The following is a 13,141-nucleotide window of genomic DNA, read 5'->3' as shown; positions in this document are numbered from 1 at the left end:
GTGTCCTCAGTGAGATTTACGGGTGAAGTCGCGCCAGGTGCGAACAAGCACCGGAGACATCAGGATGACCGCAAGGATGATGGTTATCAGCGAAGTCGCACCTGCTGAGGCATAGAGCGGATTGCCGCTTTCGCGCAGATCGTTGTAGATGATCCAGCTGAGCGACTGTGCGTGGGCCTCGGCTTTGAAGCTGACGATCGGCTCAAAAACGCGGAAGTTATCCATGATCAGCATGAGCGTCACAAACGAAACCAGCGGCATCAGGTGTGGAACGATCACATGGATCAAGCGCTGCCACTTCGTCGCGCCATCGATCTGTGCCGCTTCCATCGTATCATCGGGGACGGTTTGCAGACCCGCGTAGAAGGTGATGAAACTGAACGGCAGGGTATGCCACACGCCGTAAACCATCAGCATGGTCCATGTCAGAGCCGTCGACGCCTTCAGGCTGAGTGTCGGATCATTGAATATGCGTTGAATGGTGGCGCCGATTACACCATCACCATCGACCATCCAGAACAGGATCAGCGAGCCGACAAGCGGTGTGACAAGAAACGGCAGAAGCGAAATGAAGATCGCAACCCCTTTGAGCGCGCGGGGCAGGTTGTTGACGCCTACGGCAATGGCCAGCCCAAGGGCCAACACCAACGGCGTGACAATAAAGGTATAGGCCAGGGTGAATGTCAGGGCGCTGTAGAACGGCAGGTTATACACCTTAGCCCAAAAATCACCCAGGCTTTCAGAGCTCGCCCACGCTTCTCCGATCTCGGCAAAAGCCAGGTGTGAACGGTTGATGTATGTGCCCAGACCGTTAAACCGACCAAGGGGTTGTTCTGCGCGCAGCTTTGCAGTGGCCTCGGTGTCGACAGTGGTGGTCGGGGTACACCCAAATGGTCCGCAGCTTTCAGAAACCAGCAGAACCTGCTCATGCTCGACAAAGAGCGATTGGACGAAAACCGAGACGATCGGCAGAGCGATGAACAGGATCATCGCGGAAAGCGTGGGCAGAATGAACCAGAAAAAGGTGCGGTGCTTCATGGCGTACGTCCCAGTCTTTAGTCCGGAAAAAGATGAGGGGGGCAGATTGCGCCCCCTCAAGTCGGGGAGTGTTACTTGAGAAAGCCGGCTTCCTTGGCCGACGTCCGGTAGGCGGCTTCGACATCCGCCAACGCCTGTTCAGCGCTTTCGTCACCCTTCAGAAAATCCGCCAGCTCCGCACCAAGTGCCGCATGCAGAAGGCCAATTTGCGGGATCATCGGATAGGGCTTCGCACCACCGCTAACGGTCTCTGCAACCCCTGCTGCAGCCGGTCCGGGCTGGAACCCGTCAAGCAGCCAGACGGCATCATCGTTGTTTGCTGCAACCATTTCCGGGGTCAGGGCGCTGATCAGTGCAGCAAAGGATGCCTCGGCCTCTTCATCCGACACGTTGGATGCGATCGTGATACCGTCCCACCACAGCGTGGCAGATGGGATCGATCCGCCGCCAACGGTTGGTGCAGCCGACAAAACTGTATTCGAGGTCACCTCTTCGGTGGACCCTTCATCATCCAGAATTGGCGCGCCGCGCGAACCCCACATGACGGCCAGAGCCGCCTGACCGGATTCCCAGAGACCCTGCGTTTCGTTTGACGCGTGGGTCAGGTGGTCGGGATGAGCGTATTCCGCCAGAGCCTTCATGACTTCCAGTGCGGCCACGCCTTTTTCGTTGTTGATCGACGGCTCGGCCGAACCGGGTACAAAGAACTCACCGCCATGACCGAGATAGATCATGTTGAACACCTCGGCCAGGTTCCATCCGGTCTGAAGGTTCATTGCGATCGGATGTTCCATGATACCGGCAGCACGGATTTTCTCAGCGGCTTCAAGAACCTCTTCATAGGTGGCCGGGATGCCGTCGAAACCAGCTTGTTCTAGGATATCCTTGCGCGAGAACAGGTGCTGTGAGTTCGCCATGAAGGCCACAGCCATGACATTGCCATCGATGGTGATCAGCAGGTTCGGCGGGATGCTGTCTTTGTATTTTTCGACCAGATCGTTCAGCGGCCGCACCAGACCGTCGTTCATCAGCTGAGTCAACGTCGAGTTGGCCAGGATCACCGATGTATATTCCGACGGGTTCGGGGTCAGAGCGGCGTTCATGATCGAGCGCGCTTCGGTGGTGTGGTTGGTGTTGAATTCAGCCGCTGCCCCACCACAATTGGCTTCGGCGGCTCCCGCGACGGCGTGGATCGCCGGAAAGTCACTGGCCAGAATGCGGATCGATTGCCCCTCGGGGCCGCAATTGGCGGCATAAGCTGCCGAGCTCATCAGGCCCACAAAGGCGGTTGCTGTAGCGATTTTTCTTAGGAACATTTCTGTCTCCCTGTTGTTTTGAGAATTTGAGCGCGAGGCCCGTTCGCGCAAGAAGTTTTGTTGCCGGGGTTCGCCCCGATCATTGAGCAGGGCCGTGTTCAGATCCGGGCGCCGGTCTTGCCATCAAACAGATGGCAGATTTCGGCCGGAACCGAGATTGAAACCATGTCGTCGATCTCTGCCCGGAAATTCTTGTCTGCTTTCACCGAGATGAGGGCACCGCCAACGCGAACCGAAATCATGGTGGCGTCCCCCAGCAATTCCTGCGTGTAGATCGGGGCGTTGATCTGCCCTTGCCCTTCGGCAGCAAGGCCGGCATCTTCGGCCCGGAAGCCTAATGTCAGCGGGCCGTCCGGAGCGTTCAGCCCGGAAATTTCAACGTTTTTGGCCGTGAAGGTGCCGCCACGTGCTTCACCTTCCATCAGGTTCATCGCAGGGTTGCCGATGAAGCTGGCGACAAAAGTGTTGGCCGGAGTGTCGTAAATGTCGGTCGGGCTGCCAACCTGCTGCACCACGCCCTGTTTCATGACCACTACACGATCGGCCAGCGTCATCGCTTCGATCTGGTCGTGGGTCACATAGATCGTGGTCACCGCCAGTTCGTGGCTGAGGTTCTTGATCTGTGCCCGGGTAGACACGCGCAGCTTGGCGTCAAGGTTGGACAGCGGCTCGTCCATCAGGAATACGTTCGGCTCGCGCACGATGGCGCGGGCAAGCGCGACGCGCTGACGCTGACCACCGGACAATTCCGCAGGCTTGCGATGCAGGAAGTCGTCCAGTTCCACCATTGCCGATGCACGGCGTACTTTTTCGTCATGCGTGGACGGGTCGATTCCGCGGACCTTCAGCGGGAACCGGATGTTCTCGTAAACGTTCATGTTCGGGTACAGTGCGTAGGACTGGAACACCATCGCCACGTCACGATCCTTGGGCTCCATGTCGTTCACGCGAGTCCCGTCGATCAGGATGTCGCCCTCGCTGGCATCTTCCAGACCGGCGATCATGCGCATGGTTGTCGTCTTGCCGCAGCCTGACGGGCCAAGAAGAACCAGAAACTCCTTGTCGGAAATCGTCAGGTCAAAATTATCAACCCCCACAAAAGAACCCCAACGCTTTCCAACATTGCGAAGTTGAATTTCGGCCATTCTGCCCTCCCAGCTGGACCTAGCGTGCATACGTTTGCAAAAAGCATAGACAGCAAAAGAAACATCTGGCAAGTTTTTTTTGCATGCGCATGCAAAATCACCCCTTGCCATCCGTGGCATACAGCCCCATCCCAGCGCTTAGAGCACTGAAAGAAATTGAAAATGTCCTACGAAGCCCAAAAAGCCGTCGTCGTCGAGTACTACGAAGCACTCGGCAAGAACGGAGAATCGGCCGCCGCTGACGCGATGTCCGAGTTCTGCGCAGAAGAATACCTGTGGCGCGGATTTCATCCGTTTGATGAATTGCATGGCTCGGACGCAGTGGCACAGAGATTCTGGCAACCGCTAAGGCACAGCCTGCGGCATATGCAGCGCCGGATGGACGTGTTCATGGCCGGCCGAAACGAGATGGACGGATTTTCCTCGGTTTGGGTTGTTTCCATGGGCCATCTGATGGGGCTGTTCGACAATGCCTGGCTGGGCATCACCCCCACAGGCAAGATGGCGTTTCTGCGATATTGCGAGTTCAACAAGGTCGAGAACGGCAAGATCACCGAGACAGCGATGTATTTCGATATTCCTCATCTAATGATGCAGGCCGGGTTGCGGCCATTCCCGCCGCAGACCGCAGCTCAGCTTGTCCAGCCCGGGCCGATGACTCACGACGGTCTGATGTTCAGACCCCAACCCGCCGAGGAAGGAGAACGGACCCTGGCGGCCATCAACGCCATGATTTCCGATCTGGGCCAATGGGATAGCGGTCTCAGCCTTGAGGACGAGCTGCGGCGCACATGGTGCGAAGACATGATCTGGTGGGGTCCGTCCGGTATCGGTGCAACCTACACGATCGAGCGTTACGCACAGCAGCACTCAGGCCCCTTCCGCGCAGGCTTCGCGGACCGGTCGAAAACCAAGCACATTTGTCGGATGGCAGAAGGTTGTTATGGCGGGTTTTTCGGATGGCCGAATTTCACGGCCCGTCCCACCGGCGGGTTTATGGGGATGCCTGCCACCGACAAAGCTGCCGAGTTCCGGGTGATCGACATCTATCGCCGCAAGGGGGATAAACTTGCCGAGAACTGGATTTTCATCGACCTTCTGCATTTCTGGAAACAACAGGGTGTCGACATTCTGGGGCGCATGGCAAGGGTACCGCGAACATGACCGGCTGGATTGACGCGCATCACCACCTTTGGGATCTTACCGCGGTGCATTACCCATGGCTGATGGCGCGCGGGGTGGACAGGTTCTTTGGTGACCCGACACCCATTCAGCGGGATTACCAGTTGACCGAATTTCGCGCAGACGCCGCAGCCTGCGGCATCCGCGCTTCGGTGCATATCCAGGTGGGGGCCGAGAACGGTCTGGACGAAGCCAGATGGGTTCAATCCGTCGCCGACGCCTCCCCGGACTGGCCGATGGCGCAGGTTGTGTACTGTGACCTGACGTCGTCCGATCTGTCCGACCTACTGGACACATTTCAGACCCTGCCGACTGTGCGTGGCGTGCGCCAGATCGTCGGTCGCGCGCCCGGAGAGGACGCGCAAACCGGCACCAATGCTTTGCTGGACGATCCACACTTCCTGGCTGGCTTGCAAGAAGCCGGACAACGAAAGCTCAGCTTCGATCTGCAACTTATTCCTGAATTGATGGAGAAGACCGCCCGCGTTCTTTCGCAGGCGCCGGAGACGCCGATTGCGCTCTGCCATGCCGGATCGCCCCATGACCGCAGCCCAACGGGCCTGAAAGACTGGGCATTACAATTGCGCGTCCTGTCCGACTTACCGCATGTAACCTGCAAGCTGTCCGGTCTGGGCATGTTCGATCACACCTGGACCACCGACAGTATTCACCCCATCGTGGAAGTCTGTCTTGAACAATTCGGACCAGAGCGGGTCATGTTCGGATCGAACTTCCCGGTCGACAAACTCTACAGCGATTACGCGACGCTGGTGCAGGCTTACCGTGATCTGATTCCGGCTGAGGTTCAGGCGGCCGTATTCCATGATACTGCCGCGCGGTTTTATGACCTGAAGGCCCCAACGGCATGATATTCATCTTTGAAACTACCGTGAGGCCCGAGTGGATCGACTACAACGGCCACATGCGGGATGCCTATTACGGGCTGGTCTTCAGCCTTGCCGTCGATGCAATGCAGGATGAGGTCGGCTTTGATGCCGATTATCGCGCGCGCACCGGATGTACGATCTACCTGCTGGAAGATCACAAGTTTTTCCTGCGAGAAGTCAAGGAAGCGGACCGGCTTCGCATTGAAACCCGAGTTCTGGACTGTGATGAAAAACGCTTTCATCTGCACATGAAGATGCTGAACAAAGGTGAGCTATCGGCCGTTTGCGAGTTCATGGAGCTTCACGTCCGGCAAATACCAAGCCCTCATGCTGCACCGATTCCGGCAGACATCCTGCAGCGATTGCAGAAGGCGAAATTGCCAGATCGGGAAGCGGCAGAGCTTGAGTTCCGTTCACGCCCGATGACAACTGGGCGCATCCCCCGATCAACATGACTGCAAAATCAGTAAATCAGCTTGCAGGAAACTGAGGATTGGCGAACGATCCCGATCCTAATGAACGAGCACGCATACCTTCTAACCTTTTAGGTTCAAGGCTGATCCAGCCGGAACGTGAAACTCGCAGTCGATTGTCTGAGAAGCGCCCTGTTCGCAGCTTAGAATCAGGGTCCGTATCAACGGGATCCACGAAGATACAAAGAGCTTGGTTCTCACGACTCATCTATTCGATTATTCGATACTACCCGCGACAAAAATTCGTTTTTCAATACAATGCGCTCGTGCCATATACCCCGTGTAGCGCGAAAGTGCCCACACCAGATCGGACCGCCAATCAACATTTCTCATTTTGTAGTGGAGATCCCGAGCTGAGGAACCGTTGCAATCTGAAACCCGTGGAAATGCCGCCGACACCGGAGCGCTACACCAACCCCAAAATGGGTTTGCTGCCCATATTCTGACGGAGAACAAAATGAGTCGAGTTTCTATTGCTGCTCTGCTCTCATCGCTGCTTGCCCTTCCGGCATTCGCAATGCCCACTGATCTTGATGTCGATGGTGATGGACTGGCGTCATTGGCAGAGCTTCAGACGAAGTATCCTGAAGTGTCAGAAGATCTCTTTCTGGAGATCGACACCGATGCCGACGGCTTCATCAATGACGACGAATTGGTTGCCGCTGTCGACGCCGAACTTCTGCCAGCTTCTGCCGGGGATCAATAAACAACGGTCAACAGGGTCATGAGAAAACCAACCCCGCCCTATAAATGGCTGCCAGCGGCAACCGGTATCTGGTTGGTTCTGTCCCCCTTTGTCCTGTTCAGTCAGGAAACCCTTCTAAGGGGCATGGCTGTTCAAGAATCTGTCGCCTTCATGGCCTTTGGCATTGGTGTCCTGGTCATGTCTGGCGCTGGCGACCGGAGCCACCTTCTCGCACGGGTGGCTCCGGCAGCGGCAATCGGGGTTCTTCTGATCGCTGCGCCCGAGTTGCTGAGCTTCACTGACCATAATGTGGCAGTGGCAAATGCATGGCTGACGGGATCGGCGCTGATCGCGCTCGCCACTTGGGAGGTGCTGGCGAGCCGCAGATTGCGGCCCATCCCGTAAACCGGCGCGGGGCGGACAACTGCCCCGCGTTTTCCCTTTGGCCTAGCCGCCTGATTGCCCCCTCAGCAGAGAAATAACCAGGTCGCCGCTTTCGAACACCGGACCGCTATCCGCGCCCGCGCGTCCTTGTGCTTCCCTTGGCGGCATTCTTTTCCAGAAACTCGATGATCTTGCCCGCAACATCAATGCCAGTTGCCTTTTCCACGCCCTCAAGGCCTGGCGAGGAGTTCACCTCCATGACCACGGCGCCATGATTGGTGCGCCTGAATGCGGTCCTGGCCATACAGCCGACGCGTCTTGGCCTGCCAGATGAAGTTTCACCCGCTGCCGCGCTTGAGTTTCTGAAAACGCGGGCCGATGAGGGGATGCGCGCGCAACTGGCCTCTGCCAGCCTGCTTTCCGGTGGCTTGAAGGTGCAATTTGTCGACAACACCGATGATGATCCGTTCGACTGGAATGAAACCGCCGAAGGGATAACAATCCTGCCTACCACCCAGAGCGAAATCCAGTCGGGGGAAGCCTCGGTCGAGCGTGTTCTGACGCGTATCCAGGCGCTTCCGGTCGAAGAGTTGATGTCCAGTGCCGTCGCGTTTCTTGACACTGCCCGCGCTTTTGTGGCCAGCGACGCGATCCGGGAAACGCCCGAAGACCTGCGTAAGCTGCTGGCGGCGGCCACGGCGGTGGTTGAATCTGACGACGTTCGCTCGGTCGCGGGGAATATCAATAAACTGCTGGATCAGGTCGATGCAATGTTGACCGAACTCAGGACCGAGCAGGTCACACAGCGCCTGCTCGGCGCCGTGGATGCGGCGACAAACGCCATGGAATCCGAGGACACATCCATTGCCGGCCTTCCAGAGCTGTTGTCGAGCCTGAACACTCTGGCTTCACGGGCCAGTGCTTTGCCCCTGGACCAGTTGGTCACCGAACTGACCGGGATTGTCGCAACATTGGATGAGCTCATTCAAACCGAAGGCGTTCAGGACCTGCCTGTGCAACTGAATGCGACACTGGCCGAAGTCAACGCCGCTTTGGTCGATTTGCGCGAGGGTGGCGCGGTCGACAACGTAAACGCAACCCTGACCTCGGCGCGCAATGCCGCCGACGCAATTGCCATCTCGACCAGCGAACTGCCCGCGCTGGCCGAAAGAGCCAGCAAACTGATGGACGAGGCATCTGCCACCATCAGTGGATTCAACAAGGGTGAAGCACTCAGCCGCGATGCACGAGCGGCGCTGCGCGACATTCAGCAGGCGGCCAATGCCCTTGCGGCGCTGCTTCGAACGCTGGAACGCGATCCTAGCATATTGATCAAGGGACGATAGACATGCCGCTACAAAAATTCCTCACGTGCCTGAGCCTGGTGCTGTTGGCGGGCTGCGGCGGGCTGAACGACCGGGTTTCAGTCAATGAACCAACTTTGGAAGGCCGTGTCAGAATAGGCGTTTCATCGCTTGAGATCAAAGAGCCATCGCTGCCCGGTTACGCCGTGGCGGACGAGATTTCGATCGAGGTCGAAGGCGGTCTGCTGGTTACCGAAGGGTCGGTTCTCTGGGCGGACAAACCACCACGCGCGATTGCGCTGGAACTGACCCGTCATCTTACTGGCCTGACCAGAACTCGGATTGCATCCTCACCGTGGCCATTCGAGGAACCGCCTGCAGGAATTCTGGACCTGCGGTTTGAATCCTTCGTGGCACGGGCCGACGGCACCTTTTTTGTCTCAGGGCAGTATTTCCTGGGTCGGCTCGACGGGGGGCGAGAACGTTCGGGGCTGTTTGAGTTGGTTGAGCCAATCGGCGAACCGCTGAACAGCACCAACATCGCCAAGGCCCGGGGACGAGCCGTCGCAAACCTTGCCCGGTTCCTGGCAAGCAATGCACTGAAATAGTCCTTTGGCCGGGCTGTTGCCCATGGGACAAAGGGAACGCGCAAAGGGGTGAAGGCAGCCCAGATACGGGCGTTTTGAGGGCTTCATTCCAGCGCACCGCGCCCCAAACGGGCGCAAACCAGGCCTGCCCCAATCACTGCTGCCCAGGCATGTATTTTCAAAGGGCGTTCCCGCCTGCGGATTCAGGCGGCGATGGATTTCATTGCGCCCAGGAACTGGGCGACTTCGGCAACGCTGTTGTAATGGCACATTGACACGCGCACACAGCTGTCCATGCCAAGCGGAGTCAGGATGTTGCCAGAGTAGTGATCTGCCTTGCGCAGATGCGTTCGGATACCCTGCTCGTTCAGCATTCGCACCACATCGACTGAAGGCACACCCTCGACCCGCAGCGACACCAGACCTTCGCGCGCCGGGTTGTCGATGCCGCCCAGAATGGTCACCTTCTCCATCTCGGCCAGTCCCGGCAGGTTGCCGGTGCCGTGGATCATCGCGTCGGTCAGCGCCTTTTCCTGCGCGTGGATCGCCTCACCCGCGGCAACGAATTTGGCCCGCCGGTCGGTGGCGTCGCTGACCTGCTCGCCCAGCCACTCGAAATAGCTGACCACGTCGGACATGGTGGCGTAAGATCCGGTGTCGCGGGTCCCCATCTCCCAGTTGTCGGCAGGGCCATCCAGCAGGCTGTTATGCGGCAGCGCCGTCAGCCGGTCCGAGATCCAGGCAACCCCATAGCCATGGCGCGAAAACACCTTGTAGGGCGAAATCACATAGCCATCCACACCATAGGCCGTCAGGTCGATCCGGCCATGCGCGGCGTGCTGGATGCCGTCGACGATGATGTAGCATTCGGGCGCAACCGCCCGGATGGCTGCGGCCACGGCCGCCACGTCGACACCCATGCCTGTGACGGGTGAAGTATGAACGATGGTTGCAACCTTGGTGTCGGGTGTGACCTTTGCGGTATAAGCCTCGGCAGTCACGGTACCAGTGGCATTGTCATGCGCGACCAGTACATGGTTCTGCCCGGCGATACGCGCCCAGCGGTCACAGGCGCTGCGGGTGGCCGGGTGTTCCAGGGTCGTACCCAGAACCTGACCTGCGCCGGTGCCCAGACAGGCGTTCATGATCAGGCGGAACAGCAATTCGGTGCCACTTTCGCCCACAAAGAACTGCCCGCCGGGCGCATTCATGAACACGGCCATATCTTCCTTGGCCGTGTTGATCACGCGCACCAGTTCATGGCTGCCCGGGTTGTCACGCCCCTGATTGTCGGGAATGGCCGCATAGTCCTGCGAGGTTTTCACCACCGAGTTCAACGTCAGCGCGCCGCCAGCGTTTTCAAAGAAAATCCGGGGTCCCTGTTGCGGGCAATGGTCGATCTGGGCAAAGCGATCGCGGATCTGCTCAAGCAGCGGTGTGTTGATCTCGGGCATGGGGACTCATTCGTGCAAATTCTTCTGTCTGACATATATTGTTCGCGGGCCCAGTTTTCTCACAAAAAATGAATGGGCAATGCCTTTGCATTTTTTATGCTTCATCGGACGATCAGGTATCGGCAGCCCCGACCAACGAATACGGTGCCTGACTTTGGTAAGCTGGCACCCGAATTCCCGTGAACCTCCCTTTATTTCGATGCTGTCCCTCTCAAGGGCTTCCAAGCGACTGCGCCAACTTCACAGCCCCCAGATAGGCCGATCGACGCCAATCGGGCGGGGGGTTCAGCGCCGACAAGGCATCGGCCGTAAGATAAAGGTCGACGACTCCGTGCGCCACTGTCTGGACATCCTCCGGGTCCGCCGACGGATACTCTTTCTGGACAATTTGGCGGGCAAGCGCGTAGAACTCAGCCATAACACCCGTCAGAATTTGTCTGAGGTCCGGGTACTGTTCCACGACCATAACCAAAGCCTGATAAGCGTTGTTCAGACGTGTATCAGTTTCGCTGTCGTCGCTGAACAGGGCGTCCACAAAGTTCATTAGGCCCGGATAGTCCTGCAAGGCCGTTCGCAAATTCTCCAAAGAGATGCGCTGTTCTTCCACAACATGCAGGGCCAAGGCGCGTACCATCTCATCCCTGTTTCCAAGATGGTGCCGTATCAACGGCCGCTTAAGTCCGGATTCCTCCGCAATTCTCTCAAGCGTTGCGCCCTCAACCCCGAAACGGGCCACCAGCGTCATGAACGCATCCAGCACTTCGGCTTTACGCTGTTTCTGAACCGAGGGACGCCCCATTGGTATTTCTCCGTCTCTTCAATTTCGAACCGGGCGGATCCGTCCAAACAGACCGTCAACTATTCTGAACTGCCCAGTGTCTGGCATACCGGAACTATGCTTTTTCCAGCTATTTTTCATCAAGCGCAAAGCTGGCGTATGCGCATTTTGCCGCCTGCCTTTTGGCATTTGCAAGCCCCGCAGATACCCGAGGAAAGTGAGTAGCGCCCTGACCCGCTGATTGGCAGCCCGACCCCGGGGCAAAGCGGCGTCACCACACCGAAATGCCCCGGTTCGAGACAACCATAACCTACCGGCAGGATGATCAGAACCAACCCGTAAAATACTGATCTGGCCAGTAAAAGAACGCCAGATCCACCGGAATACCCGGGCTGATCAGTGAGTACTCGAATACAGGGTCATCGTAGAGATCATTCAACCCGGAAACCGCATAGCCTTCCGTTGGCGTCCAACTCTCATCGAGACCCATCTGATAGTCACTGTCTTCGTCATGAAAAGCCACCACGCTGTAGTAGTTGTCATTCAGGTCCGGGAAATCGACGCGCTGCGGTTCCGTGCTGGCGGGAAGCGTGACGTAGCCAGCCGCCGAGCTGAAATCAAACGCGTCAAAAGAAGCCGCGTTGTCAAAGGCCATGACAACAAACTGGCCTCTGTCGTTACGAGCACTGTGCAGGTTAATCACCAACCCACTGTCCGAAGACGTACCGGTCGAAGATGCCGATGTCCGGGGGATGTCAGTACCAAATCCCGAGGCCATCCAGGCTCCGCCGACGAACAGGGTTGTTGTTACCAGCGCCGCGACCATTCTCTGTGAATTTGAAGGCATGGCTTTAACCCCGTTTATCGCTTGCCGAAGCGTTGGCGCCTTGTTTTTGGGGTCGCCAGCCCGGCGGACCAAACAGAACCCCCAGCTTGTTTCGGAACCCCGGCATTCGCCAGGCGTCGCCAAAGGCGCGGGCAAAGCCATGAAAAAAGGCTACAAACGGATTGACCGAATTGATCGGCGTAACCAGACCGTAGGTGACCTCTTCTTTTTCTTCTTCGAACGTGCCGAACATGCGGTCCCAGATGATGAAGATTCCGGCGTAATTCTTGTCCAGATACTTGCGGTTGGACCCGTGATGCACACGGTGATGCGACGGCGTGTTCATTATGCATTCAATGGGTTTCCAAAGCTTGCCGATAACTTCGGTGTGCAAAGCGGTCTGGTAGAGTTGCACCAGCAATTCCGCGACCAGGACAACAAATGGATTAAAGCCCAAAAGCACCAGGGGAATATGAAAGAACAAGGGCCAAAACCCATCCAGCGGACCATGCCGGTAGGCTACCGAAATGTTAAAGAAGGGTGAGCTGTGGTGCACCGAATGTGTGGCCCACAAGATGTTTATCCGATGCAGGATACGATGCTCCCAATAATAGGCCAGATCTGCGAGGATCAGCACAATCAGGAACGAAGCCCATGTGGTGGGGATGTCAAAGAACGCATATTGCGACGCCCAGACATAGGCACCGACGTAGAAGCCGGCCATCAAAACAAAAGTGATCGCAAGGAAGAATCCCAGCGTGATGAAGTTGGTGACGGTATCGCCAACCATCTCGAAGGTCAGCTTTTTGCCAATCGCGTAACGTGCAAGTTCAAACACCAGAAATCCGATGGCAAAGACGAAAAACCAGTCGTCGATCATCGTCTCCCAATAGCTGATCTGGAAGTCGCTGACATACGTGTTGAGGAAGTCCATTTAGGTAGATCCTATTAAATTGTCTTTTTTGACAATTAAATAGTTTTAGCCCCGTGTCAAGTGGCCCCCACGCCAACGCTCTATCTTGATGCCGACACAGCCCTATCCATTGCGCTGTCTTGCGATCATGCTCGACATAGGTAATTCC

General features: G+C 57.2%; 15 protein-coding genes. 7 read left to right on the top strand and 8 right to left on the bottom strand.

Annotated features, from left to right (window positions below; genetic code table 11):
- Positions 1-6 precede the first annotated feature (6 nt).
- The 3 genes from ACR0JW_RS06845 to ACR0JW_RS06835 form a co-directional block, all read right to left on the bottom strand.
- A complete protein-coding gene (locus ACR0JW_RS06845; RefSeq protein ID WP_170611510.1) occupies positions 7-1,038 on the bottom strand; it encodes a carbohydrate ABC transporter permease in 1,032 nt (343 codons plus the stop codon).
- Positions 1,039-1,109: 71 nt separating this feature from the next.
- Complete coding sequence (locus tag ACR0JW_RS06840; RefSeq protein WP_170682668.1) at positions 1,110-2,354, bottom strand: extracellular solute-binding protein; 1,245 nt, start codon at positions 2,352-2,354, stop codon at positions 1,110-1,112.
- Positions 2,355-2,452: 98 nt separating this feature from the next.
- The gene (locus ACR0JW_RS06835) at positions 2,453-3,499 is read right to left on the bottom strand and encodes an ABC transporter ATP-binding protein (protein WP_170463835.1); all 1,047 of its coding nucleotides are present in this window, start codon (positions 3,497-3,499) and stop codon (positions 2,453-2,455) included.
- A 162-nt stretch (positions 3,500-3,661) separates the two neighbouring features.
- On the opposite strand from ACR0JW_RS06835, the gene ACR0JW_RS06830 reads away from it, so the two are divergent.
- From ACR0JW_RS06830 to ACR0JW_RS06810, 5 genes are all read left to right on the top strand, one after another.
- Complete coding sequence (locus ACR0JW_RS06830; protein ID WP_170682667.1) at positions 3,662-4,663, top strand: ester cyclase; 1,002 nt, start codon at positions 3,662-3,664, stop codon at positions 4,661-4,663.
- A complete protein-coding gene (locus ACR0JW_RS06825) occupies positions 4,660-5,550 on the top strand; it encodes an amidohydrolase family protein (protein ID WP_170682666.1) in 891 nt (296 codons plus the stop codon). The genes ACR0JW_RS06830 and ACR0JW_RS06825 overlap by 4 nt, the downstream gene beginning before the upstream one ends.
- Complete coding sequence (locus ACR0JW_RS06820; RefSeq protein ID WP_170682665.1) at positions 5,547-6,023, top strand: thioesterase family protein; 477 nt, start codon at positions 5,547-5,549, stop codon at positions 6,021-6,023. Before ACR0JW_RS06825 ends, ACR0JW_RS06820 begins: the two co-directional genes overlap by 4 nt.
- A 382-nt stretch (positions 6,024-6,405) precedes the next feature.
- Positions 6,406-6,747: an EF-hand domain-containing protein gene (locus ACR0JW_RS06815; RefSeq protein ID WP_480713731.1), complete on the top strand. Its 342-nt coding sequence runs from the start codon at positions 6,406-6,408 to the stop codon at positions 6,745-6,747.
- Between the two features lie 18 nt (positions 6,748-6,765).
- Positions 6,766-7,131 (top strand): SPW repeat domain-containing protein, encoded by a 366-nt coding sequence (locus tag ACR0JW_RS06810; RefSeq protein WP_170682664.1) that lies wholly within the window; start codon positions 6,766-6,768, stop codon positions 7,129-7,131.
- A 106-nt stretch (positions 7,132-7,237) separates the two neighbouring features.
- Here ACR0JW_RS06810 and ACR0JW_RS06805 read toward each other — a convergent pair whose 3' ends face one another.
- Entirely contained in the window at positions 7,238-7,369 is a 132-nt protein-coding gene (locus ACR0JW_RS06805) for a hypothetical protein (protein ID WP_480713730.1), read from the bottom strand.
- Positions 7,370-7,385: 16 nt separating this feature from the next.
- On the opposite strand from ACR0JW_RS06805, the gene ACR0JW_RS06800 reads away from it, so the two are divergent.
- Positions 7,386-8,456 (top strand): hypothetical protein, encoded by a 1,071-nt coding sequence (locus ACR0JW_RS06800; RefSeq protein WP_480713729.1) that lies wholly within the window; start codon positions 7,386-7,388, stop codon positions 8,454-8,456.
- A gap of 2 nt (positions 8,457-8,458) precedes the next feature.
- Positions 8,459-9,022 (top strand): ABC-type transport auxiliary lipoprotein family protein, encoded by a 564-nt coding sequence (locus tag ACR0JW_RS06795; RefSeq protein ID WP_170611523.1) that lies wholly within the window; start codon positions 8,459-8,461, stop codon positions 9,020-9,022.
- Between the two features lie 182 nt (positions 9,023-9,204).
- Here ACR0JW_RS06795 and ACR0JW_RS06790 read toward each other — a convergent pair whose 3' ends face one another.
- The 4 genes from ACR0JW_RS06790 to ACR0JW_RS06775 all read right to left on the bottom strand — a co-directional run bounded on the left by ACR0JW_RS06790 (position 9,205) and on the right by ACR0JW_RS06775 (position 12,993).
- Entirely contained in the window at positions 9,205-10,455 is a 1,251-nt protein-coding gene (locus tag ACR0JW_RS06790; protein WP_170682661.1) for an aminotransferase class V-fold PLP-dependent enzyme, read from the bottom strand.
- 211 nt (positions 10,456-10,666) lie between these two features.
- The gene (locus ACR0JW_RS06785) at positions 10,667-11,254 is read right to left on the bottom strand and encodes a TetR/AcrR family transcriptional regulator (RefSeq protein ID WP_170682660.1); all 588 of its coding nucleotides are present in this window, start codon (positions 11,252-11,254) and stop codon (positions 10,667-10,669) included.
- 304 nt (positions 11,255-11,558) lie between these two features.
- A complete protein-coding gene (locus ACR0JW_RS06780; RefSeq protein WP_170682659.1) occupies positions 11,559-12,080 on the bottom strand; it encodes a DUF2141 domain-containing protein in 522 nt (173 codons plus the stop codon).
- Positions 12,081-12,084: 4 nt separating this feature from the next.
- Positions 12,085-12,993, bottom strand: coding sequence for a sterol desaturase family protein (locus ACR0JW_RS06775; protein ID WP_480713728.1), 909 nt, complete (start codon positions 12,991-12,993; stop codon positions 12,085-12,087).
- Positions 12,994-13,141: the final 148 nt, after the last annotated feature.

Source organism: Ruegeria sp. BG6 (genome assembly GCF_056538465.1).
This window is presented reverse-complemented; position numbering and strand designations above follow the sequence as displayed.

What these genes read in the sequence shown, in the direction of transcription:
- ACR0JW_RS06845 (WP_170611510.1), bottom strand. Translation starts at nt 1,038, where the DNA reads ATGAAGCACCGCACCTTTTTCTGGTTCATTCTGCCCACGCTTTCCGCG.
- ACR0JW_RS06840 (WP_170682668.1), bottom strand. Translation starts at nt 2,354, where the DNA reads ATGTTCCTAAGAAAAATCGCTACAGCAACCGCCTTTGTGGGCCTGATG.
- ACR0JW_RS06835 (WP_170463835.1), bottom strand. Translation starts at nt 3,499, where the DNA reads ATGGCCGAAATTCAACTTCGCAATGTTGGAAAGCGTTGGGGTTCTTTT.
- ACR0JW_RS06830 (WP_170682667.1), top strand. Translation starts at nt 3,662, where the DNA reads ATGTCCTACGAAGCCCAAAAAGCCGTCGTCGTCGAGTACTACGAAGCA.
- ACR0JW_RS06825 (WP_170682666.1), top strand. Translation starts at nt 4,660, where the DNA reads ATGACCGGCTGGATTGACGCGCATCACCACCTTTGGGATCTTACCGCG.
- ACR0JW_RS06820 (WP_170682665.1), top strand. Translation starts at nt 5,547, where the DNA reads ATGATATTCATCTTTGAAACTACCGTGAGGCCCGAGTGGATCGACTAC.
- ACR0JW_RS06810 (WP_170682664.1), top strand. Translation starts at nt 6,766, where the DNA reads ATGAGAAAACCAACCCCGCCCTATAAATGGCTGCCAGCGGCAACCGGT.
- ACR0JW_RS06805 (WP_480713730.1), bottom strand. Translation starts at nt 7,369, where the DNA reads ATGGAGGTGAACTCCTCGCCAGGCCTTGAGGGCGTGGAAAAGGCAACT.
- ACR0JW_RS06795 (WP_170611523.1), top strand. Translation starts at nt 8,459, where the DNA reads ATGCCGCTACAAAAATTCCTCACGTGCCTGAGCCTGGTGCTGTTGGCG.
- ACR0JW_RS06790 (WP_170682661.1), bottom strand. Translation starts at nt 10,455, where the DNA reads ATGCCCGAGATCAACACACCGCTGCTTGAGCAGATCCGCGATCGCTTT.
- ACR0JW_RS06785 (WP_170682660.1), bottom strand. Translation starts at nt 11,254, where the DNA reads ATGGGGCGTCCCTCGGTTCAGAAACAGCGTAAAGCCGAAGTGCTGGAT.
- ACR0JW_RS06780 (WP_170682659.1), bottom strand. Translation starts at nt 12,080, where the DNA reads ATGCCTTCAAATTCACAGAGAATGGTCGCGGCGCTGGTAACAACAACC.
- ACR0JW_RS06775 (WP_480713728.1), bottom strand. Translation starts at nt 12,993, where the DNA reads ATGGACTTCCTCAACACGTATGTCAGCGACTTCCAGATCAGCTATTGG.